Raw genomic sequence first — 20,033 nt, 5'->3', positions numbered from 1 at the left:
GCGGTCCCGGGGCGCGGGGGGGGGCGCCCGGGGGGGGGGGGGGGGGTGCGCCGGGGGGGGGGGGGGGGGGGGGGGTTTTTTTCCCCACAACCCCCCCCCCCCCCCACCCTCGTTCAGATCTCGAGCTTGAAGCCCACGTGCGAAGCCGTGAAGCCGAGCCGCTCGTAGAAGCGGTGGGCGTCGGTCCGGGACTGGTCCGACGTCAGCTGCACCAACTGGCAACCCTCACGGCGGGATTCGTCGATCGCCCACTCGATGAACCGGGTGCCCAGTCCGCCACCACGCTCGTCGGCGTGAATGCGCACGGCTTCGATGATCGACCGGGTGGCGCCGCGCCTCGACAGCCCCGGGATGATCGTGAGCTGGAGCGTGCCGACGACCCGGCTCTCGCGCACGGCGACGACCAGCCGCTGGTGGGGATCGGCGCTGAGCCGCTCCAGAGCGCTCAGATAGGGCGCCAGGTCGTCCGGTGACTCGCGCCGGGCACCCAGCGGGTCGTCGGCGAGCATGCCGACGATGGCGGGGATGTCGTCGGCGACCGCGGGGCGTATTTCAAGATCTCCCATGCTCGCAGCCTATGCGGGCACGTTCAGCGATTCCACGACCCGGACCAGGGGAGCCAGCTCGGGGTTCCTGGCCGCCTCGTCCAGGGCCTCGCGCAGCGCGAGGTCATTGGTCGGGCGAGCCTCTTCCAACAGTCGCAGTCCCGCCTCGGTGACGTTCGTGTAGATGCCGCGTCGGTCGGTCGGGCAGAGGTAGCGCTCCAGGAGGCCGCGGTCCTCGAGGCGCGTCACCAGCCGGGTGGTGGCGCTCTGGCTGAGGACGACCGCGTCGGCGACCTGCTTCATCTGCAGATGGCCCCCTTCGTCGTCGTGCTGCCGGCTGAGGACGTCGAGCAGGGAGTACTCGCGCACGCTCAGATCGTGCTGCGCCTGCAGGGCGCGCTCGATGTGCGCCTCGATCCTCCCGTGCAGCAGGGAGAGGGCGCACCAGCCCTGAGCGAGAGCGGTGAGCGCGGGGTCCGTCGCTGTCATTGGCGTGTTCCTCCGTCCAGGAGCGGCTGAATCAAGGATAGAACAGGTTCGCAATATCCCTCGCTTGCACATAGCCCGCGTCTGCAACTATTGTGAGCGAAGGCAAAGCGCACCTGCAATCGTCTGGGAAGGTTTCCCCCATGCCTCTCGCGCTTCTGGCCCTCGCGATCGGGGCCTTCGGAATCGGAACGACCGAGTTCGTGATCATGGGCCTGCTGCCCGAGGTCGCGGGCGACTTCGGGGTCTCCATCCCCACGGCCGGCCTGCTGGTGTCCGGCTACGCACTCGGCGTGGTGATCGGTGCTCCGCTGATGACCGTCCTGGGGACCAAGATCCCGCGCAAGCGGATGCTGATGCTGCTGATGGGCCTGTTCATCGCGGGCAATCTGCTGTCCGCCGTGGCGCCCTCCTTCACCGTCATGCTGATCGGCCGGGTGGTCGCCTCCCTCGCCCATGGCGCGTTCTTCGGCATCGGCTCGGTCGTGGCCGCCGAGCTCGTCGCCCCGAGCAAGAAGGCCGGGGCCATCGCGATGATGTTCACCGGCCTCACTGTGGCGAACGTGATCGGTGTCCCGCTCGGAACCCTGGTCGGACAGCATGTCGGCTGGCGCGTCACCTTCGCCGTCGTCGCCGCCCTCGGTGTCGTCGGCCTGGCCGGGATCGCCAAGCTGGTCCCCGAGCTGCCCAAGCAGGAAGGCGTGCACCTGCGGCACGAACTGGCGGCGTTCAAGAACACCCAGGTCCTGCTCGCCATGGCGATGACCGTCCTCGGCTTCGGCGGGGTCTTCGCCGCCATCACCTACATCGCGCCGATGATGACCCATGTCTCCGGCTTCGCCGACGGCTCTGTCACCTGGCTGCTGGTCCTCTTCGGCCTCGGCATGGTCGGCGGCAACCTCATCGGCGGGAAGTTCGCCGACCGCGCCCTGATGCCCATGCTGTACGTGTCCCTGGGCGCCCTGGCCGTGGTCCTCGTCCTCTTCACGCTCACCGCGCACAGCAAGATCGCGGCCGCCGTGACCATCACCCTGATCGGTGCCCTGGGCTTCGCGACCGTCCCGCCGCTTCAGAAGCGCGTCCTTGACCAGGCGCATGGCGCCCCCACCCTGGCCTCGGCCGTGAACATCGGCGCCTTCAACCTCGGCAACGCCCTGTCCGCCTGGCTCGGCGGCATCGTGATCGCGGCCGGCTTCGGCTACACCTCCCCCAACTGGGTCGGTGCCGCCCTCGCCGCGTCGGCCCTCCTCCTCGCCTTCCTGTCGGCCGCGCTGGAGCGCCGGGACAGCGCCCCGAGCGCCGTGGCCACCGGCGGCATGCCCGCCGGACAGCGGACGCCGGTCCACGACTGAACCCTCCGTGTTTCCCACCGCACGTCAGCACCACCCAAGGAGAGCCATGAGCACCACCGCCGTCGCCCCCCTGACCATCCAGGACGCCGAGCTCCTGATCACCGAGGCCCGCCGTGCCGCCGAGGCCGCCGGGGTCACCGTCAGCGTCACCGTCCTGGACGCCGGAGGCCATCTGCTGGCCTTCCGGAGGGACGACCGCGCCGTGCTGATCTCCGGCGAGACCAGCACCCGCAAGGCCTACACGGCGCTCCAGCTGAACACCCCCACCGCGGACCTCGTCGACGCCGTCCAGCCCGGCGGTCTCTTCCACACCCTGCCCACGGCGCTCGACCGGCCGCTGCTGTTCATCGCGGGCGGTGTCCCCGTCCAGCGCGACGGCCGGCTGATCGGGGCCATCGGCGTCGGCGGCGGCGCGCCCGACCAGGATCACGGCTTCGCCACCACCGCCGTCCAGGCACTGGTCTGACCGCATCCCGCTCAGCGCGGAACGCCGGCTCCCCCAGGGGAGCCGGCGTTGGCCGCGCCGCAGAAGCCTCAGCCCGCCGCCACCGTCAGCGGTGCGAAGCGCCGGGTCCAGTCTCCCGGCGGCTCCGTGATGCCGTAGGTCATGACGGTGTTCATGGCGACGGAAGCCAGCCCGCGTTCCTTCGCCCAGGTCCGCAGTGGTTCGTGCCGGACGTCGATGTCGGTACGGAGCGGCCGGTCGGTGTGGGCGGCGAGCGAGGCGATGAGGGACTTCGCCGTCTCCGTGTCGTCGGCGACCAGCGGGCCGACGACATGGGTGGCCATGTTGGGCCAGGCAGCCGCGTACCCCACGATCCGGCCGTCGTGCACGGCGACGCGCAACTGGTCCGAGAAGGCGGGCAGCCGCGTGATGAGCGGGGTGCGGTCCGCGCCGAACACCTCCTCGTCCAGCCGGAGGATGGCACCGAGGTCCTCCGCGGTGGCCGCCCGTGTCGCCACCCGCGGTTCGGACCCGCCCGCTGTGAAGAGCCCGGACAGCATCTCCGAGCGTCCCGTGGTCTTGAACCCCAGCTCTTCGTAGAGCGGATGGCCGTACGGCGTCGCGTACAGGGTCAGGGGAGTCGTCCCCGCCGCCGAGACGATGTGCCGCATCAGCCGGCGCCCGACGCCCTGCCGGGAATGCCGCTCGGCGACCAGGACCATGCCGACCGCGCCGAGTTCAGGGCGTTCCCTCGGGCCGTACTCCGTGATCACGCAGGCGGCGACCAGGCCCCCGGCGGGGTCGTCGATGCCGTAGCCCTTCCCGGCGGTGAGGAGCAGGCGCCACTTGTGTTCCTCGCGCGGCCACCCCCGGTCCTCGGACAAGTCGGCGCAGGCGGTGAGATCGCGCGGCGTGAGTCGGCGAATGGGCAGAGCAGCGACGGAAGGAGTTGGCACGCAGGTCAGGCTTGCCGACCCGCACCCTCGTCGTCCACCTTTTTCAAGGTAGACGCACGCGCTTTTGGCCATGCCGTAGCCGGCAGCACAGGCCCTGGACAGCCGAGGGACGTTTCACGTGAAACATGGCCCTCAAGCCGCCGTACACCTGCCCGTGACCGCCTGCCCGCGCCCACCCTGGGGAGGCGTGATCGCTCCCCACTAGCCTCGGGTCCATGGCGAGACTTCATCTCTTCGATCTTGACGGCACGTTGTTGCACGGCACTTCCGCGCCCGTCGAGATCTCCCGTCAACTCGGCCTGGAAGCCGAGACGGTGGATCTTGACCGGGCGATCACCGCGGGACGGATAACTCCGCCGGAGTATGCGGATCGGGTGTACGGCCTGTGGGCGGAGCTGACTGACGCACAGGTGACCACGGCATTCGACGGCGCGCCCTGGCTGGCCCGGATCCGGGAGGTCTGGGCCGAGATCAGGGAAGCGGGTGACTACTGCGCGGTGGTCTCGCTCTCGCCCTCGTTCTTCGTGGAGCGACTGCTGGGCTGGGGAGCCCATGCCGCCTTCGGGTCGCGCTTCCCGGCGGTGCCGTTCGTGGAGCCGCTGGATCCGGCGGGAATCCTCACGGCCGCGGCCAAGGTGACCATCGCGGACCGACTGTGCGAGCGCTTCGGGGTGGGGCGGGCGGACTGTGTCGCCTACGGCGACTCGATGTCGGACCGGGATCTGTTCGCCGCGATCCCGGTGTCCGTGGCGGTCAACGCGGACGGACATCTCGCCGGTCTGGCGACGTACTCCTACACGGGCCGGGATCTATGGGATGCCTATGAAATGGCTTGTGCCGCCCAGTAATTGAGGGAATCGATGCTTCGCCCGTTGCCGGATCGGCGGCGGGGGCAGGGGGGACTTGTGTGCGGGGCGACGGCCGGTAGGGTCGACTCCGGTTCATGTCCGGGGCGAGCCGCTCCGGGGGAGCGACTGCGGCCCTTGTCACACTCTCGCCTTACTTGTCCGTACGTGAGGGAAGCACGGGTTCAATGTGGCCGTGTCGGCCGCGGGCCCGACCGGGAAGAACTAGCCGTCAACGGGGGCAAGCAGGCACCTTCCGAGCGAGGAGGTGCGCAGACCGACCGAAAGATGTTCGAGGCGAGGCACACCATGGACGCTCCGACCACCACGTCGGCGGGCAACGAGGGGGCCGGCGGGGGCAGCTGGTTCACGTCGGCCCCCACCAGGCCCCCGGGCGAGCCCTCCGCCGAGCCGCCGGTCGCGCAGGGTGGTCAGCAGGAGACGTCCCAGGGCCCGCGTCCCGCGCCCGCGGAGCCCCCGGGGCGAATACCGCCGACACAGGAGCCGTCCCGCCGCCAGGAAGCCGCCCAGATGCCGCCGACCGGCCAGCACGCGGCGCCCCATCCCTACGTACCCCCGGCCGAGCAGTCCGCGCCCGACCCCTTCGACCGACGCGTCCCCCCTCAGCGCAGCGCGCAGCCGCCCCCCGGCGCCTCTCCGGACGCGCTCCGGATCCGCGGGACGATGGCCGAGGTCGGTCCGATAGCCGACAAGGTCACCTCGTACTTCTACGCGTTGCTCTTCGTCCGCCACCCCGAGCTGCGTTCGCTGTTCCCGGCCGCCATGGACACCCAGCGGGACCGGCTGCTGAAGGCGCTGCTCACCGCGGCCGAGCACATCGACAACACGCCGGTCCTGGTCGAGTACCTCCAGAACCTGGGCCGCGGCCACCGCAAGTACGGCACTCACGCCGGGCACTACCCGGCCGTCGGCGAGTGCCTCATCGGCGCCCTGAGCAAGTACGCCTCGGCCATCTGGGACCCGGAGACGGAGGCGGCCTGGGTGCGGGCGTACACCACGATGTCCCAGGTGATGATCGACGCGGCTGCCGCGGACGAGCTCCGCGCCCCGGCCTGGTGGCACGCGGAGGTCGTCACCCACGACCTCAGGACTGCGGACGTCGCGGTTGTCACGGTCCGCCCGAACCAGCCGTACCCCTTCCTCGCCGGGCAGTACACGAGCCTGGAGACACCGTGGTGGCCACGGGTCTGGCGGCACTACTCCTTCGCCTCCGCGCCCCGTTCGGACGGGCTGCTGACGTTCCATGTGAAGGCCGTCCCGGCGGGCTGGGTCTCCAACGCGCTGGTGCACCGCGCCCGCCCCGGTGACGTCATCCGGCTCGGCCCGGCCGCCGGCTCGATGACCGTCGACCACACGAAGGACAACGGACTGCTCTGCCTGGGCGGCGGCACCGGCATCGCCCCCATCAGGGCGCTGGTCGAGGACATCGCCGACCGCGGCTCCCGCCGCCCGGTCGAGGTGTTCTACGGCGCCCGGACCGACCACGACCTGTACGACATCGACACGCTCCTCCGGCTCCAGCAGAGCCATCCCTGGCTCACGGTCCGCGCGATCGTCGACCAGCAGGCGCACCTCCAGCTCCCGGACGCCATCCGTGCCTACGGCCCGTGGAGCGAGTACGACGCCTATCTCTCCGGTCCGCCCGGCATGATCCGCAACGGAGTGCACGCACTGCGGGACGTCGGTATCCCCGCGCACCGCATACGGCACGACTCGGTCGAGGAACTGGTCGTCGTCGGCGACTGACCCGTCACCCCAGGTCCGGGGCGTGCATGGCCCGTACGCCTTCGATGTTGCCGTCCAGATAGTGCCGCAGGGACAGCGGGACCAGGTGCACGGAGGCGATGCCGACGCGGGTGAAGGGGACGCGCACGATCTCGTACTCGCCGGTGGGCTCGTCGACTTCGGGGCCGTGCCGCAGGGCCGGGTCCATGGACTCCAGCCGGCAGACGAAGAAGTGCTGCACCTTCACACCGGTCGCGCTGCCGTTGTCGCCGATGTGCTCCACCGTGTCCACGAAGCAGGGCACGACATCGGTGATCTTGGCGCCGAGCTCCTCGTGCACCTCGCGGTGCAGGGCGTCGACGACGGTGGTGTCCTCCGGCTCGACCCCGCCACCGGGCGTGACCCAGTAGGGATCGACACCGGGCTTGGTGCGCTTGATCAGGATGAGGTCGTCGCCGTCGAGAAGAACGGCGCGGGCGGTGCGCTTGACCACGGGTCGGACGGTCATGGGAGAAATGTGGCCCAGCTGGTTCCACGTGAAACATCGCGAAGCGCCACCGTGCCGCCGCACCGGGTGAACTCGGACATCCGTGCTCAGCCCCAGTCCACGGCCGCGTGCTGGAGCCACTCGTGCGCCCGGGCCACATGCGGCATGGCGAGCGTGCCGGTGCGCACCACCAGGAAGTACGTCCGCAGTGGCGGCACCGCGGGATCGTGCAGTGCCACGACCTCGCCGCGCTCCAGGGCGGTGGCGCACAGATAGCGGGGCAGCACGGCGAGGCCGGCACCGGCGACCGCACAGGCGAGGACCGCACGCAGATCGGGCACCACGACCGTGCCGGAGGCGGCCGGACGCGCGTCGAAGACGGAGCCCCAGTAGCGCGAGACGAAGGGCAGCGACTCATGGACCTCGACGACCGGCAGGTTGTCCAGGGCGGACGAGCCCTTCTCGCGCGCCGTCGCGGTACCGATCTCCTCGGCCCAGCGCGGAGCGGCGACCAGCACATGCTCCTCGTCGCAGAGCGCGGTGGCGGTGAGCAGGGCGCCGCGCGGCCGGGCCGTACTGATGGCGAGGTCGTGGTGCCCGGCGGACAGCCCCTCCAGGGTCTCCTCGGCGTTCCCGAAGGAGGCGCGCAGCGCGAAGCCCTGGCCGTCGTCGCCGGCCAGCTCCGACAGGGCGGGCAGGGCGCGTTCGGCGGTGAACTCGGGCGGTCCGGCGAGGTGCAGGGTGCGTACCGAGGAGTCGTCGTCGAGGCCGCGTTCCGCTATCTCCACGAGGGCGTCGAGATGCGGGGCGGCCTTGTGGGCGAGTTCGTCGCCGATCGTCGTGGGGGTCACCCCGCGGGCCTGCCGCAGAAAGAGGGGGCGGCCCAGCTGCTTCTCCAGAGTCCGGATCTGGGAGGTCACGGCCGGCTGCGAGAGGCCGAGAAGCGCGGCGGCGCGGGTGAAGGAGCCGGCCCGGTGCACGGTCACGAAGGTGCGCAGCAAGGCCAGATCCATCGCACGCCCTCCCGTTCGGCCTGCCCTTTTCCGGCCCCCGGGCAGGCCTTCAACTATAAATAAGTCGATAGGTCTCTGTCGCTACAGTGATTGGACACTGACGCAGAGTCAACTAGCCTTGGTCGCGCGGTTCTTGGCGCGCGAGAACCGGGACGGTCCGAGCCACGAGGGGGGAGGCTCGGACCGTCCGTTATGCGTAGCGGGGCCCGCGAGGACGTCCGTAATCCGGTCATCGATCCGACTCGTCGAGCGCGCGGAGCACATCGGCCACCAGGTCTTCGGGGTCCTCGGCCCCGACCGACAGGCGGATGAAGCCCTCCGGCACGTCGTCCCCGCCCCAGCGCCGCCGCCGCTCGGCCGTGGAGCGCACCCCGCCGAAGCTCGTCGCGTCGTCGACCAGCCGCAACGACTCGAGAAAACGCTCGGCACGCGCGCGCGAGGGCAGCGTGAAGGAGATCACCGAGCCATAGCGGCGCATCTGCTGCGAGGCGATCTTGTGGGCGGGGTCGTCGGGCAGCCCCGGGTGACGCAGCCCGGTCACCTCGGGTCGCTCGCGCAGCGCCTCCGCGAGCAGCAGAGCGGTCGCGTTCTGCCGGTCCACGCGCAGTTGGAGGGTGGCGAGGGAACGGTGGGCCAGCCAGGCCTCCATGGGCCCGGAGATCGCGCCGACGATCTTGCGCCAACGGCGTACGGCGGCCATGGCCTCCGCGTTCCGCCCGGCGACGTACCCCAGCAGCACGTCCCCGTGACCGGTGAGCTGCTTGGTCCCGCTGGCCATGGAGAAGTCGGCGCCCAGCGCCAGTGGCCGCTGGCCGAGCGGGGTGGCGAGGGTGTTGTCGACCGCGACGAGCGCGCCCCGCGCGTGTGCCGCCTCGGCGAGGCGCCGGATGTCGCACACATCGAGCCCGGGGTTGCACGGCGACTCGATCAGCAGCAGCTTCGCCCCGTCCAGGACGTCGAGCTGGGCGTCGCCGGCGGTCGGCGCGGTGCGCACCTCGATGCCGTACGTCTCCAGCTGGGCGCGGACCAGGGGCAGTACCTGGTAGCCGTCGGAGGGCAGGACGACCGCGTCCCCGGCGCGCAGCTGGGAGAAGAGCACCGCGGAGATGGCGGCCACACCGGAGGCGAACACCAGCGTCTCGACGTCCTGGGCGCCGGGTGCCTCCAACTCGCCGATGGCCCGCTCCAGATGGGTCCAGGTCGGGTTCTCGTCGCGCCCGTAGGCGTACGGGCCGCTCACCTCGCCGGGCAGATGGAAGTGCGCGGCGAACACCGGCCCGGGCAGGGTCGGCTCGTTCTTGACCGGCTCGGGCAGCCCCGCGCGTACCGCGCGCGTGCCCTCCCCCTGCGACGCGTCGCTCATACGGTTGTTCCCTCCACGTCGTCCCGTACCGCGGCGAGCAGGCCCTCGCTCGCCGCCTCCACCATCTCAAGACACTCCTCGAAGCCGTCCAGACCGCCGTAGTACGGATCCGGTACGTCGAGGTCGTCGCCCGCGGCCGGGTCGTACGAGCGCAGCAGCCGCACCTTGCGGGCGTCCTCCTCGGTGGGGGCGAGGCGGCGCAGGGACTTGAGGTGGCCGGAGTCGAGGGCGATCACCAGGTCGAGGCGGGCGAACCAGGACGCCTGGAACTGGCGTGCGGTGTGCTCGCCGTCGTAGCCGTGCTCCGTCAGGACGCGGACGGTCCGCGGATCGGCGCCGTCGCCCTCGTGCCAGCCGCCGGTGCCGGCGCTGTCGGCCTCGACGCGGTCGTCGAGGCCGGCCTCGGCCACGCGGGCCCGGAAGACTGATTCGGCCATCGGGGAACGGCAGATGTTGCCGGTGCAGACGAAGCAGACGCGGTAGGTCATCGGGCGCTCAGTCGCTGTCGGGAAGGATCATGTTCAGGGCCCAGGACACGATCGAGATGATCAGACCGCCCAGGACGGCCGTCCAGAACCCGTCCACGTGGAAGCTCAGGTCCAGCTTGTCGCACACCCACGACGTCAGCAGCAGCATCAGCGCGTTGACCACCAGGGTGATCAGGCCGAGGGTGAGGATGAACAGCGGGAAGGTCAGGACCTTCACGATCGGCTTGACCAGGAAGTTCACCAGACCGAAGACCAGGGCGACCAGGATCAGCGTCCAGACCTTCTTGGGCGTGCTGTCGCCGGTCAGGGTGATCTTGTCGAGCAGCCACACGGCGACCGCCAGGGCGCCCGCGTTGGCGATCGTCTTGACTACGAAATTCTTCATGTGTCTGATCGTGACAGAAGAGATCGGATGCAAATAGTGAGGCGAGGGCGACAACTGAGATGAAGGCATTCCGGCTGGACGAACTGGAGGCGGAGCGCGCCGCCAACGACGGTGCCTACCTGCAGTTCCTGCGGGAGCGGAACATGTCGGTCGGCCTCTACGCCCTCGACGCGGGCTCGCACGACCCGCAGCAGCCGCACAACCAGGACGAGGTGTACTTCGTCGTCAGCGGCCGTGCCGCGATCACCGTCGGGATGGAGACGACGCAGGTGGCGCGCGGCAGCGTGGTGTACGTGCCCGCCGGGGTGGCCCACAAGTTCCATCACATCAGCGAGGATCTGAGGGTTCTGGTCGTCTTCTCTCCGCCCGAGGCCTGACCCCGGCCCTCGGGGTTCCCTAGGGGAAGGGTCAGGGGAGGACAAGGGATCCGAGGCCTCCGGACGACCCCCTCGCGGCTCTAGCATCGAGTGCAGGACATCGCATCGTGCGGGACGCACGAGACCGTACGTGCCGGAGCGCACGAGAAAGCTGAGGGGACAGGGCAATGCGAGAGATCTTCACGGGACTGCCGTGGTGGGTGAAGTGGATCGCGGTGCCGGTCATCGCCCTCGTCGTCTTCGGCGGTCTGATCACGGCCGTGATCAGCTGGGTGGTGTTCCTGCTCTTCAAGTTGCTGATCTTCGTGGCGCTGGTCGGCGGTCTGATCTACATCGTGCGGAAGTTCATGTCGAACTCCTCGTCGAAGAGCGACTGGTGAGGACCGTGGGAATCGGCGGCCGGTAACAGGAATCGCCGGTTCCCTCGGGGGAGGGAAGTTTCCCGCACGCGCCGACCCGGAGCGGCGGCGGACGGTTAGAGTCGCTGACCCCCTCGCGCTCCGGGAGTGACCCTTGGCCACGCTTGACGCCACCTCCGCACCAACGGAACATCCCTCACCCCCCACCCAACGCCGTTCCAGCACACCGCCCGTGCAGCGGCCGGCCGTCCCGGCCGACCCCGCGCAGCCGCACTCGGCCACCCTCATCGGTTCCGTGCAGCGTGCGATGCGGCTGCTGGAGTGCGTCGCCGGACACGAACACGGCGCCCCGGCCAAACAGCTGGCCCGCGAGACCGGCCTCGCGCTGCCCACCGCCTACCACCTGCTGCGGACCCTGGTCCACGAGGGCTATCTGCACCGCGACAAGGGGCTGTTCTTCCTCGGCGAAGCGGCGGAACGGCTGAGCAGCAGCGGGGCGCAGCAGAAACGTCGCAGCACGGTTGCCGACACCCTCGCCCACTGGCGCGATTCGATCGGTGTGCCGGTGTACTACGCGATGTACCGGGACGGCGAGATCGACGTCATGTGCGTCTCCGACTCCCCGGGCTGTCCCGCGGTCGAGGAGTGGGCCGACTTCCGCGAGACCGGGCACGCGCACGCCATCGGCCAGTGCCTGCTCTCCCAGTTGGACGAGGACGCCCGCCGCGACCATCTCGGCCGCTACCCCACCCAGGCCCTCACCCCGTACACGGTCCGTGACAGCCATGCGCTGCTGCGACGCCTGGAGCGGACGCGGCGGATGGAGCCGGTGGTGGAACGTCAGGAGTACGCGCTGGGGACGGTGTGCGCGGCCATCCCCATCACCGTCGGCACCACGGCCGCCACGATGGCCATCTCTCTCCCCCTGCACCAGTCCGACCGGCTGCTGCCGGCCGCACGGCTGCTCCAGGCCGAGGTGGGGCGGCATCTGGGATCACTGGCGATCTCTATCAGTATCTGAAAACTCACTCCTTGTGATCTCCCGTGTACGTTCAGCAAGATTTGACTACCATTAAAGGGGTAAATCCCGGCCAGTCGGTGTCATATGACGGGGTAGGCGATGCGCGAGTCCGTACAAGCTGAAGTCATGATGAGCTTTCTCGTTTCGGAGGAGCTCTCCTTCCGCATCCCCGTGGAGTTGCGCTACGAGACGTGTGATCCGTATGCCGTGCGGCTCACCTTTCATCTGCCCGGGGACGCGCCGGTGACCTGGGCCTTCGGCCGGGAGCTGCTGATCGACGGGGTGGGCCGGCCGTGCGGGGAGGGCGACGTGCATATCGCGCCCGCCGATTCCGAGGTCCTGGGCGAGGTGCTGATCCGGCTTCAGGTCGGTGGCGACCAGGCCGTGTTCCGTTCCTCCGCGCCACCCCTGGTGGCCTTCCTCGACCGTACGGACAAGCTGGTGCCGCTCGGCCAGGAAGGCGCGCTGGCCGACTTCGACGCCCACCTGGACGAGGCCCTGGACCGCATCCTGGCCGAGGAACAGAGCGCCGGCTGAGGCGTTACGGCAGGGGGCGGGAACCGCTCCGCCGAGCCGTGTGAGGGGGAGCAGGAACGCTTCTCCGCGCCCTCCGGCAGGCGCCGTGACCCCGCTCCTCGCACGGCCCGTTCTCCAGGACCGCGCGCGGGGCTCTCACCGCTTCCGGCGCCGCCCCCGCCCGCGGCGCCCCGGGGCCTCCACGGCCGCGACCGCCTCCTTGCCGGGCCGGTCGGCCGACACCACCAGGGCCGCGAGCAGCGTGGTGACGGGCACCGAGGCGACCAGGCCGATCGAGCCCACCAGGGTGCGCACGATCTCCTCGGCCACCAGTTCGCTGTTGGCGACCGTGGCCACGCTGCTCTGCGCGATCGAGAAGAGCAGCAGCAGCGGCAGCGCGGCGCCCGCGTAGGCCAGGACGAGGGTGTTGACGACGGAGGCGATGTGGTCGCGGCCGATGCGGATGCCCGCCCGGTACAGCCCGCGCCAGCCCATCGTCGGGTTGGCCTCGTGCAGCTCCCAGACGGCCGAGGTCTGGGTCACCGTCACATCGTCCAGGACACCCAGCGAACCGATGATGACACCGGCCAGCAGCAGACCGCTCATGTCGATCGACGGGTACAGGCCGTGGATCAGGCCGGTGTTGTCGTCGGTGTTGCCGGTGAGCGCGGCCCAGTCGATGAACTCCGAACCGAGGACCCCGATCAGGCACAGCGAGACCAGGGTGCCGAGTACCGCCACCGAGGTCCGGGCCGACAGCCCATGGCAGATGTACAGGGCGATCAGCATGATGGCGCTCGACCCGACCACCGCCATCAGCAGCGGATTCGAGCCCTGCAGGATCCCCGGCAGGATGAACATCGTCAGCACCAGGAAGCTGACCGCCAGCGCGACCAGCGCCATCACACCGCGCAGCCGGCCCACCACCACGACGGCGAGCGCGAAGATCCCGGCGAGCAGTGCCATCGGGAACTTCCGGTTGACGTCGGTGACCGAGTACTGCAGGTCCTTGGGTGCGGAAGGCTCGTAAGCGGCCACGACCTTCTCGCCCTCGTGCAACTGCCGGGACTGGTCGGGCTGCACGATCTCGGTGAAGGTGCGGCCCTGGTCCTTGCCGGTGTCGACCCGGACCGTGGCCTTCTTGCAGGTGCCGTCCTCCTCCTGCTTCGAGGAACCGCCCTCGGCGGTGGAGGTGTCGCCGGTCGAGCCGCCCCCGGAGGCGTTGACCGACTTGCAGCTGACCGAGACGACCTTGGTGACCGTCGCCTGCTGCGTCTGGCGGTCGAAGCCGACGCCGGTGCGCTCGTGCGACGGGGCGCCGCCGGGCCACAGCACCACCAGGCCGGCCACGACCGCGGCGGTGAAGGGGATCAGGATCGCCGCGATGACCTTGCGCAGATGCTTGGAGACGGGCGCGGCGGGTCCGTGACTGTGGCTGTGCGAGTGGCCGTGCCCGCCACCGGCTCCGGAGCTGCCCCGGCCGGGGGCCTCTCCGGGCGGGTGGGCGTGGGCGTTGTCGTGGCTGTGCTCGTGGCCGGCCTGTTGGCCCTGTCCATGCGCGTGACCGGCCTGTTGGCCCTGTCCATGCGCGTGGCCCTGGTCGTACTGCCGGCTCTGCCCGTGGCTGTGTCCGTCACCGGCACCATGGCCCCCGTGGCCGGTACCGCCGCCCTGCGGGGCGCCGTTGCCGCGCCTCGGCTCGGGGGGCGGATGAGGGTGCTGCTGAGTCGAGGTCACCACCCGATCATCGCAAGAACGGCAGGGGCCCCCTGTTCACCGCGCCCGAATTGACGCTAGCGTGGAGGCACCTTTGCACACGCGGGAGCTCGGAGCACCGGGCTGAGAGGGCGCTGACCTCCGTATTCGCGATGTTTCACGTGGAACGAGTGATGTTTCACAGGGAACGCCGCCCGACGGAAGCCGCTGCGTCGACCGCCGAACCTGTTACCGGGTAATGCCGGCGTAGGGAGTAGGTCTCATGACCCATGAGGACGCACGCACGCCTGCCTTCAGCCAGGACGAACAGCCCATTGCGGGCGAACCGTCCCTGGAGGCCGGGAAGTCCATCGGCTGGCACAAGGGGTATGTCGAGGGTTCGCGCCCCGACCTTCGGGTGCCGGTCCGTCAGGTGCATCTCACCAACGGGCAGTCGGTGACGCTCTACGACACCTCGGGCCCGTACACCGATCCGTTCGTCGAGACCGACGTCCGCAGGGGTCTGCCGCCGCTGCGGGAGAACTGGATCATCGCCCGTGGCGACACCGCCGAGTACACGGGCCGGCCCGTCCGTCCCGAGGACGACGGGATCAAGCACACCTCGCCGCGCGGCGGTCTGCGCAACCTGGACGCGGTCTTCCCGGGCCGCCCGCGCCAGCCCCGCCGCGGCCGGGACGGCGAGGCGGTCACGCAGCTCGCGTACGCCCGCCGGGGCGAGATCACCCCGGAGATGGAGTACGTGGCCATCCGCGAGAACGTCGCTCCCGAGGTGGTCCGCGAGGAGATCGCGGCGGGCCGTGCCGTGCTGCCGGCCAACGTCAACCACCCGGAGATCGAGCCGATGATCATCGGCAAGCGGTTCCTGGTGAAGGTCAACGCCAACATCGGCAACTCGGCGGTGACCTCCTCGATCGAGGAGGAGGTCGAGAAGATGACCTGGGCGACCCGGTGGGGCGCCGACACGGTCATGGACCTCTCCACCGGCCGCAACATCCACACCACCCGCGAGTGGGTGCTGCGCAACTCCCCCGTTCCCATCGGCACGGTGCCGCTCTACCAGGCCCTGGAGAAGGTCGACGGCAGGGCCGAGGAGCTGACCTGGGAGATCTACAAGGACACGGTCATCGAGCAGGCCGAGCAGGGCGTGGACTACATGACCGTCCACGCGGGCGTGCGGCTGCCGTTCGTCCCGCTGACCGCCAACCGCAAGACCGGCATCGTCTCGCGCGGCGGCTCGATCATGGCGGCCTGGTGCCTGGCGCACCACAAGGAATCGTTCCTGTACGAGAACTTCGAGGAACTCTGCGAGATCCTCGCCGCCTACGACGTCACGTACTCACTGGGTGACGGCCTGCGCCCCGGCTCCATCGCGGACGCCAACGACGAGGCGCAGTTCGCGGAGTTGCGCACGCTCGGGGAACTCAACCGGATCGCCAGGCGTTTCCATGTACAGACGATGATCGAGGGCCCGGGCCATGTCCCGATGCACAAGATCAAGGAGAACATCGACCTTCAGCAGGAGATCTGCGATGAAGCTCCGTTCTATACGCTCGGCCCGCTGACCACGGACGTCGCGCCGGCGTACGACCACATCACCTCCGGTATCGGCGCCGCGATGATCGCCTGGTGGGGTACGGCGATGCTCTGCTACGTCACGCCCAAGGAGCACCTGGGCCTGCCCAACCGGGACGACGTCAAGACCGGCGTCATCACCTACAAGATCGCCGCCCACGCGGCCGACCTCGCCAAGGGCCACCCGGGCGCCCAGGAGTGGGACGACGCACTGTCCGACGCCCGCTTCGAGTTCCGGTGGGAGGACCAGTTCAACCTCGCCCTGGACCCGGACACCGCCCGCGAGTTCCATGACGAGACGCTCCCGGCGGAGCCGGCCAAGACGGCGCACTTCTGCTCGATGTGCGGGCCGAAGTTCTGCTCGATGAAGATCAGCCAGAGCATCAACGAGCGCTTCGGCGGTGCGCAGGCCGAGGGAGCGTCACCCGAGGAGATCGCGGAGGGGATGCTCCAGAAGTCGAAGGAGTTCGCGGCGAGCGGCAACCGGGTCTATCTGCCGCTGGCGGACTGAGCCGCTCCCCTGCTGCCGGTCCGGGGCGTCCAGCACCCCGGACCGGCACCCTCGCCCCCCCTCGGAGGGTCCGCGAGGCGTCTGTCACGGCACGAGGACGAGCTTTCCCGAGGTGCGTCCGGTCTCGATCGCGCGGTGCGCCTCGGCGGCCGCGGAGAGCGGGTAGGTGTCCTGGACGAGCACCCGCAGCCGGTCGGCCTCGATGCGCTCGGTGATGCGGTCCAGGACCGCGCCGGAGGGAGCGGCGGTGACCCACGCGTAGCGCAGCCCGCGCTCGGCGGCCCGGTGCTCGTCCATGCCCGGGTCGATCGAGGCGCCGACGAGCAGTCCGCCCGGGCGCAGCACCTCGAGGGAGCGCGGCCCGTAGGAGCCGCCGACCAGGTCCAGCACCGTGTCCACCGGGGACACGGCCGATTCGAAGGCGGTGGCCGTGTGGTCGATCAGCTCGTCGGCACCCAGCTCGCGCAGCAGATCGTGGCGGGCCGGCCGCGCGGTGCCGATGACATACGCCCCCAGTTCCTTGGCCAGCTGCACCGCGACATGGCCGACGCCACCGGCGGCCGCGTGGATCAGCACCCGGTCACCGGGCCGGACCCGGGCCAGTACGGTCAGCGCCTGCCAGGCGGTCAGGGCGACCAGGGGAACGGCCCCCGCGTGCGCCAGGTCCAGGTTCTTGGGAGCGAGGGCCAGCGCCTCGGCCGGCGCGGCGGTGAACTCGGCGTACGCGCCACGGCGAGAGACCGGCAGCATGCCGTACACCGGGTCCCCCGGCGCGAACCCGGTCACGCCCTCGCCGAGCCGCTCGACGACACCGGCGACATCGTTGCCCGGCGTCCACGGCAGCTCGACCAGCTCCGGCACCCGGCCGGAGCGGAGCACCGCGTCGCCGGGGTTGACCCCGGCCCCGGCGACCCGCAGCAGCACCTCCCCGGGGCCCGGCTCCGGTATGCCGGTCTCGGCGTACCCCAGTGTCTCGGGACCGCCGAACACGGACTGGACGACGGCGTGCATACGGGCGGCGGACATCAGGACTCCTCGACGGCGAGTGCGGCGGGCGCGGCGGGTGCGGCGAGCTCCATGATCGGCCCACGCAACGGCCCCGCGGAAGAAGGCACTTGTCTGATATCGAGGTACCTCATGGATACCGGCTTCGACCTCAGAGAACACGGCGGCGTGGATGTCTTCCTGCGCGACTGCCCCACCCGTGCCGTACTGGACGTGATCGCCGGCAAGTGGACCATGCTGGTGCTGGTGGCCCTCGAGGACGGGCGGCCCATGCGGTTCGCGGAGCTGCGCAGGCGGCTGGACGGCGTGACGCCGAAGGTGCTGACCCAGACCCTGCGCGCACTGGAGCGGGAAGGACTGCTGACCCGCACGGTGTATCCGACGGTGCCGCCGTGTGTGGAGTACCGGCTGACCGGGCTCGGCCGGGAGGTCGGCGGGCTCGTGCAGCGCATCACCGACTGGTCGCAGACGAACATCGCCGCCATCCGGGCGGCGCGGGAGGAGTACGACGGGCGTGCGGCCCGTCAGCTCCCCGGTGACGCCTCCTAGACCGGGTGTCCGGCCTGCGCCCCCGGGCCGGGGGCGCAAGCCGGGTCATTCCGGCTGGTGTTCCGGGCCTCCGAAGTCCGGGCTGGTGTAGTCCGGGCTGGTGAAGCTCGGGCGGGGGGCGGGGGCGGCGCCGTCGTCGGTGCTGAAGCCGGGACGGTCGTAGCCGAGGCGTGGCATCCGGCCCGCCGGGCTCGACGGGGCCGTACGGCGCAGTCCGGCCGTGCCGGGTTCGGTGGCCAGCGCCTCCCGGAGGAAGGGCAGGATGCCGCGCTCCAGCAGGGCGTCCCGCCAGGCCTCCCGGGCCTTGGCCACCTCCCCGCCGGGTTCGCCGTAGGGTCCTGCCTCCAGCGAGGGGCTGTTGCGCAGTGCGGTGAGCAGCAGTCCCGCGCCGGCCATGAGGATGGCGGCCGCGGTCACGACGCCGAACACCCAGCCCGCGGTGAGCATGGTCTGGGCGAACGCCGGGGCCGGGTCCAGCATCTTCAGGACGTAGCCGACGAGCAGGAAGATCGCGGCGGCGGTGCCGGCGAGCACGGGCGCCAGGACCAGGGCGAGGGCGAAGCCTCCGGCGCCGGTGGTCTCGGCGGCCTCGCCGAGGGTGGTGGCGAGCCCCATCGCACCGCCGGCGCCCGGCTCCGTGGAGCCGGTCTCCTGGACGGTGGCCGGGGTGGACCGCGCAGGGTTGCGCAGTTCCTCGCGGACCTTCACGTAGTGCTGGTACTCGGTCGCCGCGGCCGCCGTGATCAGTGCGGTGGCGTTGAGCGCCATGGTGCGCAGCTGTTCGGTGTTCAAACGCTGGCCTATACCGGCCAGTTCGGGACGGTAAGGGGCGGAGCGCAGCGCCTCATCGAGGATCCGCTCGTATTCCTGGCGGTCCTCGCTGTGCAGGTGCTGCGGAACGCTGTTCATGTGCATCCCCCGATGCTCCGTAGGGCTGGGGGCTCGCACGCCGGCGAGCCGTCGGGCAGAAACGGAGGGGAGCCTGCTACGGATAAACCGATGGTAGAGCCGTTACGGCACGCGGTGACAGGGGGTTGCCGGAAATTGGGGGTGGTCCGCGTGCGAAGCCGGAGGGACAGAACAGCGCATCGAACCCTCAGGCGTCCAGTGGAAGTTGCCTCACCAGCAGCTTTCCGGCCATGGTCACTCCGCCGTCCATGGCGATGGCCAGACCGTCGGCGTAGACGTGCGGTCCTTCCACAACGGGGCCGGTCCCCTCTTCGCCCTCCTCGGAGCCGACTTCCCCCAGCAGATAGGGAATCGGGCTGTGTCCGTGAACGATCCGGGTGCCGCCGTACGTATCGAGAAGGGAACGGACGGCGTCTGCACCCCCTTCGTCACGGAAGGAGAAGCGCTTGGTGAACTTGCGGAAGAGATCCCAGACCTCGTCCGCGTCATTACGGGTGATGGTCTCGCGGACGGTGTCGTTGACCGCCTCGATCGAGTCGCCGTAGTCGAGGTAGGCGGTGGTGTCGGAGTGCACCAACAGGTATCCGTCGACCTCCTCGACCGCGTCCAGGCGGGCCATCCACTGGAGGTGGTGGTCCTGGAGCCGGTCCATGTCGGTCTTCTGGCCGCCGTTGAGCAGCCAGGCCGCCTGGAAGGTGGCGGTGCCCGCGCCGGAGTTGACGGGGGTGTCGCCGAACCGCTTGGCGCCGAGCAGCAGCAGCTCGTGGTTGCCCATGAGGGCCTTGCAGTAGCCGCCGGCCGCGGCCGCCTCGGCGGACAGCCGCATCACCAGGTCGATGACGCCGATGCCGTCCGGACCCCGGTCGGTGAAGTCGCCGAGGAACCACAGCCGGGCGGTGCCGCCACACCAGTTGCCGTCGGCGTCGATCAGGCCCTGCTCCCGCAGCGCGTCGAGCAGCTCGTCGAAGTAGCCGTGCACGTCGCCGACGACGTACAGCGGCCCGGGACCGTCCGCGAGCTGCGCGGCCGGGGCGGTGGCCGGATCGACCGGCAGCTGGATCGTGTCGCCGCGGTTGATGACGGGCAGGTCGCGCTGGGTGGGCGTGTACCCGTCCGGATATCCGTCGGGCCCCTCGGGGTACGCCTCGTCGAGCGGCGGGGCGACGTCGCCGGGGTGGGTGCCGTGGGCGTACGGACCGGTCTCGTTGACGTACGCCGGCACCCGGAAGTCGCGCAACGTCGCCGTCCGCTCCGTCTCGGGTCCCTGACCGGCCCCCTGAGTCATCAGACCCCTCCACCATCGCGCCGCATCTGCACCGCTTCGGACTGCCTGGTCGCAGCGGCCCCGCGGTGTCGTGGGCCCATCATAGGAATGCGCGTAGCTCCG

The 20,033-nt window shown here is 70.4% G+C and carries 22 protein-coding genes and 1 riboswitch; of the genes, 10 read left to right on the top strand and 12 right to left on the bottom strand.

Annotated elements, in window-relative coordinates:
- Positions 1–113 precede the first annotated feature (113 nt).
- Positions 114–566, bottom strand: a complete 453-nt coding sequence (locus ACFZDK_RS10700) for a GNAT family N-acetyltransferase (protein WP_390971669.1) — start codon at positions 564–566, stop codon at positions 114–116.
- 9 nt (positions 567–575) lie between these two features.
- On the bottom strand, positions 576–1,034 hold the full coding sequence (locus tag ACFZDK_RS10695) for a MarR family transcriptional regulator (protein ID WP_390971668.1): 459 nt from the start codon (positions 1,032–1,034) through the stop codon (positions 576–578).
- A 140-nt stretch (positions 1,035–1,174) separates the two neighbouring features.
- On the opposite strand from ACFZDK_RS10695, the gene ACFZDK_RS10690 reads away from it, so the two are divergent.
- Positions 1,175–2,383, top strand: coding sequence for an MFS transporter (locus tag ACFZDK_RS10690; protein ID WP_390971667.1), 1,209 nt, complete (start codon positions 1,175–1,177; stop codon positions 2,381–2,383).
- A gap of 46 nt (positions 2,384–2,429) precedes the next feature.
- Positions 2,430–2,849 carry a heme-binding protein gene (locus ACFZDK_RS10685; protein WP_390971666.1) on the top strand — a complete coding sequence of 140 codons (420 nt, stop codon included), beginning with the start codon at positions 2,430–2,432 and terminating at the stop codon, positions 2,847–2,849.
- Positions 2,850–2,917: 68 nt separating this feature from the next.
- Here the strand turns inward: ACFZDK_RS10685 and ACFZDK_RS10680 are convergent, their stop codons facing one another.
- Positions 2,918–3,784: a GNAT family N-acetyltransferase gene (locus ACFZDK_RS10680; protein WP_390971665.1), complete on the bottom strand. Its 867-nt coding sequence runs from the start codon at positions 3,782–3,784 to the stop codon at positions 2,918–2,920.
- A 215-nt stretch (positions 3,785–3,999) separates the two neighbouring features.
- Here ACFZDK_RS10680 and ACFZDK_RS10675 point away from each other — a divergent pair, with 215 nt between their 5' ends.
- Both ACFZDK_RS10675 and ACFZDK_RS10670 read left to right on the top strand, forming a co-directional pair.
- Positions 4,000–4,632 (top strand): HAD-IB family phosphatase, encoded by a 633-nt coding sequence (locus ACFZDK_RS10675; protein WP_390971664.1) that lies wholly within the window; start codon positions 4,000–4,002, stop codon positions 4,630–4,632.
- Positions 4,633–4,938: 306 nt separating this feature from the next.
- The gene (locus ACFZDK_RS10670; RefSeq protein WP_390971663.1) at positions 4,939–6,396 is read left to right on the top strand and encodes a globin domain-containing protein; all 1,458 of its coding nucleotides are present in this window, start codon (positions 4,939–4,941) and stop codon (positions 6,394–6,396) included.
- A gap of 4 nt (positions 6,397–6,400) precedes the next feature.
- On the opposite strand, the gene ACFZDK_RS10665 is transcribed toward ACFZDK_RS10670, so the two are convergent.
- From ACFZDK_RS10665 to ACFZDK_RS10645, 5 genes are all read right to left on the bottom strand, one after another.
- Positions 6,401–6,883 carry an NUDIX domain-containing protein gene (locus ACFZDK_RS10665; protein ID WP_123975752.1) on the bottom strand — a complete coding sequence of 161 codons (483 nt, stop codon included), beginning with the start codon at positions 6,881–6,883 and terminating at the stop codon, positions 6,401–6,403.
- An 86-nt stretch (positions 6,884–6,969) separates the two neighbouring features.
- On the bottom strand, positions 6,970–7,875 hold the full coding sequence (locus tag ACFZDK_RS10660) for a LysR substrate-binding domain-containing protein (RefSeq protein WP_390971662.1): 906 nt from the start codon (positions 7,873–7,875) through the stop codon (positions 6,970–6,972).
- 229 nt (positions 7,876–8,104) lie between these two features.
- On the bottom strand, positions 8,105–9,238 hold the full coding sequence (locus ACFZDK_RS10655) for a cystathionine gamma-lyase (protein WP_390971661.1): 1,134 nt from the start codon (positions 9,236–9,238) through the stop codon (positions 8,105–8,107).
- Positions 9,235–9,726: a low molecular weight protein-tyrosine-phosphatase gene (locus ACFZDK_RS10650; RefSeq protein ID WP_390971660.1), complete on the bottom strand. Its 492-nt coding sequence runs from the start codon at positions 9,724–9,726 to the stop codon at positions 9,235–9,237. The genes ACFZDK_RS10655 and ACFZDK_RS10650 overlap by 4 nt, the downstream gene beginning before the upstream one ends.
- Positions 9,727–9,733: 7 nt before the next feature.
- A complete protein-coding gene (locus tag ACFZDK_RS10645) occupies positions 9,734–10,111 on the bottom strand; it encodes a phage holin family protein (protein ID WP_390971659.1) in 378 nt (125 codons plus the stop codon).
- Between the two features lie 59 nt (positions 10,112–10,170).
- Here ACFZDK_RS10645 and ACFZDK_RS10640 point away from each other — a divergent pair, with 59 nt between their 5' ends.
- The 4 genes from ACFZDK_RS10640 (at position 10,171) to ACFZDK_RS10625 (ending at position 12,405) form a co-directional block, all read left to right on the top strand.
- A complete protein-coding gene (locus ACFZDK_RS10640) occupies positions 10,171–10,488 on the top strand; it encodes a cupin domain-containing protein (protein ID WP_089100494.1) in 318 nt (105 codons plus the stop codon).
- Between the two features lie 167 nt (positions 10,489–10,655).
- Positions 10,656–10,868: a DUF5326 family protein gene (locus ACFZDK_RS10635; protein ID WP_089100495.1), complete on the top strand. Its 213-nt coding sequence runs from the start codon at positions 10,656–10,658 to the stop codon at positions 10,866–10,868.
- Between the two features lie 211 nt (positions 10,869–11,079).
- Complete coding sequence (locus ACFZDK_RS10630; RefSeq protein ID WP_390971658.1) at positions 11,080–11,868, top strand: IclR family transcriptional regulator C-terminal domain-containing protein; 789 nt, start codon at positions 11,080–11,082, stop codon at positions 11,866–11,868.
- Positions 11,869–11,967: 99 nt separating this feature from the next.
- Positions 11,968–12,405, top strand: a complete 438-nt coding sequence (locus tag ACFZDK_RS10625) for an SsgA family sporulation/cell division regulator (protein ID WP_351748159.1) — start codon at positions 11,968–11,970, stop codon at positions 12,403–12,405.
- A gap of 135 nt (positions 12,406–12,540) precedes the next feature.
- On the opposite strand, the gene ACFZDK_RS10620 is transcribed toward ACFZDK_RS10625, so the two are convergent.
- A complete protein-coding gene (locus ACFZDK_RS10620; protein ID WP_390971657.1) occupies positions 12,541–14,121 on the bottom strand; it encodes a YibE/F family protein in 1,581 nt (526 codons plus the stop codon).
- 71 nt (positions 14,122–14,192) lie between these two features.
- A riboswitch (TPP riboswitch) is annotated at positions 14,193–14,370 on the top strand.
- On the opposite strand from ACFZDK_RS10620, the gene thiC reads away from it, so the two are divergent.
- Positions 14,363–16,183 (top strand): phosphomethylpyrimidine synthase ThiC, encoded by a 1,821-nt coding sequence (thiC, locus tag ACFZDK_RS10615; protein WP_390971656.1) that lies wholly within the window; start codon positions 14,363–14,365, stop codon positions 16,181–16,183. Its footprint overlaps the riboswitch before it by 8 nt.
- Positions 16,184–16,267: 84 nt before the next feature.
- Here the strand turns inward: thiC and ACFZDK_RS10610 are convergent, their stop codons facing one another.
- On the bottom strand, positions 16,268–17,209 hold the full coding sequence (locus ACFZDK_RS10610) for a zinc-binding dehydrogenase (RefSeq protein WP_390971655.1): 942 nt from the start codon (positions 17,207–17,209) through the stop codon (positions 16,268–16,270).
- 111 nt (positions 17,210–17,320) lie between these two features.
- Between ACFZDK_RS10610 and ACFZDK_RS10605 the strand changes: the two genes are divergently transcribed.
- Positions 17,321–17,737 carry a winged helix-turn-helix transcriptional regulator gene (locus tag ACFZDK_RS10605; RefSeq protein ID WP_390971654.1) on the top strand — a complete coding sequence of 139 codons (417 nt, stop codon included), beginning with the start codon at positions 17,321–17,323 and terminating at the stop codon, positions 17,735–17,737.
- Between the two features lie 45 nt (positions 17,738–17,782).
- Here ACFZDK_RS10605 and ACFZDK_RS10600 read toward each other — a convergent pair whose 3' ends face one another.
- Both ACFZDK_RS10600 and ACFZDK_RS10595 read right to left on the bottom strand, forming a co-directional pair.
- On the bottom strand, positions 17,783–18,652 hold the full coding sequence (locus ACFZDK_RS10600) for a hypothetical protein (RefSeq protein WP_390971653.1): 870 nt from the start codon (positions 18,650–18,652) through the stop codon (positions 17,783–17,785).
- A 181-nt stretch (positions 18,653–18,833) separates the two neighbouring features.
- A complete protein-coding gene (locus ACFZDK_RS10595) occupies positions 18,834–19,931 on the bottom strand; it encodes a metallophosphoesterase (RefSeq protein ID WP_390971652.1) in 1,098 nt (365 codons plus the stop codon).
- Positions 19,932–20,033: the final 102 nt, after the last annotated feature.

Origin of the sequence: Streptomyces sp. NPDC007901, assembly GCF_042959465.1 — a bacterium.
In the GTDB taxonomy this organism is placed as follows: domain Bacteria; phylum Actinomycetota; class Actinomycetes; order Streptomycetales; family Streptomycetaceae; genus Streptomyces.
The sequence above is the reverse complement of the archived record's forward strand: the minus strand, read 5'-3'. Positions and strand labels throughout refer to the sequence as shown.

Coding starts and splice junctions, on each gene's coding strand:
- ACFZDK_RS10700 (WP_390971669.1), bottom strand. CDS start 566: ATGGGAGATCTTGAAATACGCCCCGCGGTCGCCGACGACATCCCCGCC.
- ACFZDK_RS10695 (WP_390971668.1), bottom strand. CDS start 1,034: ATGACAGCGACGGACCCCGCGCTCACCGCTCTCGCTCAGGGCTGGTGC.
- ACFZDK_RS10690 (WP_390971667.1), top strand. CDS start 1,175: ATGCCTCTCGCGCTTCTGGCCCTCGCGATCGGGGCCTTCGGAATCGGA.
- ACFZDK_RS10685 (WP_390971666.1), top strand. CDS start 2,430: ATGAGCACCACCGCCGTCGCCCCCCTGACCATCCAGGACGCCGAGCTC.
- ACFZDK_RS10675 (WP_390971664.1), top strand. CDS start 4,000: ATGGCGAGACTTCATCTCTTCGATCTTGACGGCACGTTGTTGCACGGC.
- ACFZDK_RS10670 (WP_390971663.1), top strand. CDS start 4,939: ATGGACGCTCCGACCACCACGTCGGCGGGCAACGAGGGGGCCGGCGGG.
- ACFZDK_RS10665 (WP_123975752.1), bottom strand. CDS start 6,883: ATGACCGTCCGACCCGTGGTCAAGCGCACCGCCCGCGCCGTTCTTCTC.
- ACFZDK_RS10660 (WP_390971662.1), bottom strand. CDS start 7,875: ATGGATCTGGCCTTGCTGCGCACCTTCGTGACCGTGCACCGGGCCGGC.
- ACFZDK_RS10655 (WP_390971661.1), bottom strand. CDS start 9,238: ATGAGCGACGCGTCGCAGGGGGAGGGCACGCGCGCGGTACGCGCGGGG.
- ACFZDK_RS10650 (WP_390971660.1), bottom strand. CDS start 9,726: ATGACCTACCGCGTCTGCTTCGTCTGCACCGGCAACATCTGCCGTTCC.
- ACFZDK_RS10645 (WP_390971659.1), bottom strand. CDS start 10,111: ATGAAGAATTTCGTAGTCAAGACGATCGCCAACGCGGGCGCCCTGGCG.
- ACFZDK_RS10640 (WP_089100494.1), top strand. CDS start 10,171: ATGAAGGCATTCCGGCTGGACGAACTGGAGGCGGAGCGCGCCGCCAAC.
- ACFZDK_RS10635 (WP_089100495.1), top strand. CDS start 10,656: ATGCGAGAGATCTTCACGGGACTGCCGTGGTGGGTGAAGTGGATCGCG.
- ACFZDK_RS10625 (WP_351748159.1), top strand. CDS start 11,968: ATGCGCGAGTCCGTACAAGCTGAAGTCATGATGAGCTTTCTCGTTTCG.
- thiC (WP_390971656.1), top strand. CDS start 14,363: ATGACCCATGAGGACGCACGCACGCCTGCCTTCAGCCAGGACGAACAG.
- ACFZDK_RS10610 (WP_390971655.1), bottom strand. CDS start 17,209: ATGTCCGCCGCCCGTATGCACGCCGTCGTCCAGTCCGTGTTCGGCGGT.
- ACFZDK_RS10605 (WP_390971654.1), top strand. CDS start 17,321: ATGGATACCGGCTTCGACCTCAGAGAACACGGCGGCGTGGATGTCTTC.
- ACFZDK_RS10600 (WP_390971653.1), bottom strand. CDS start 18,652: ATGCACATGAACAGCGTTCCGCAGCACCTGCACAGCGAGGACCGCCAG.
- ACFZDK_RS10595 (WP_390971652.1), bottom strand. CDS start 19,931: ATGACTCAGGGGGCCGGTCAGGGACCCGAGACGGAGCGGACGGCGACG.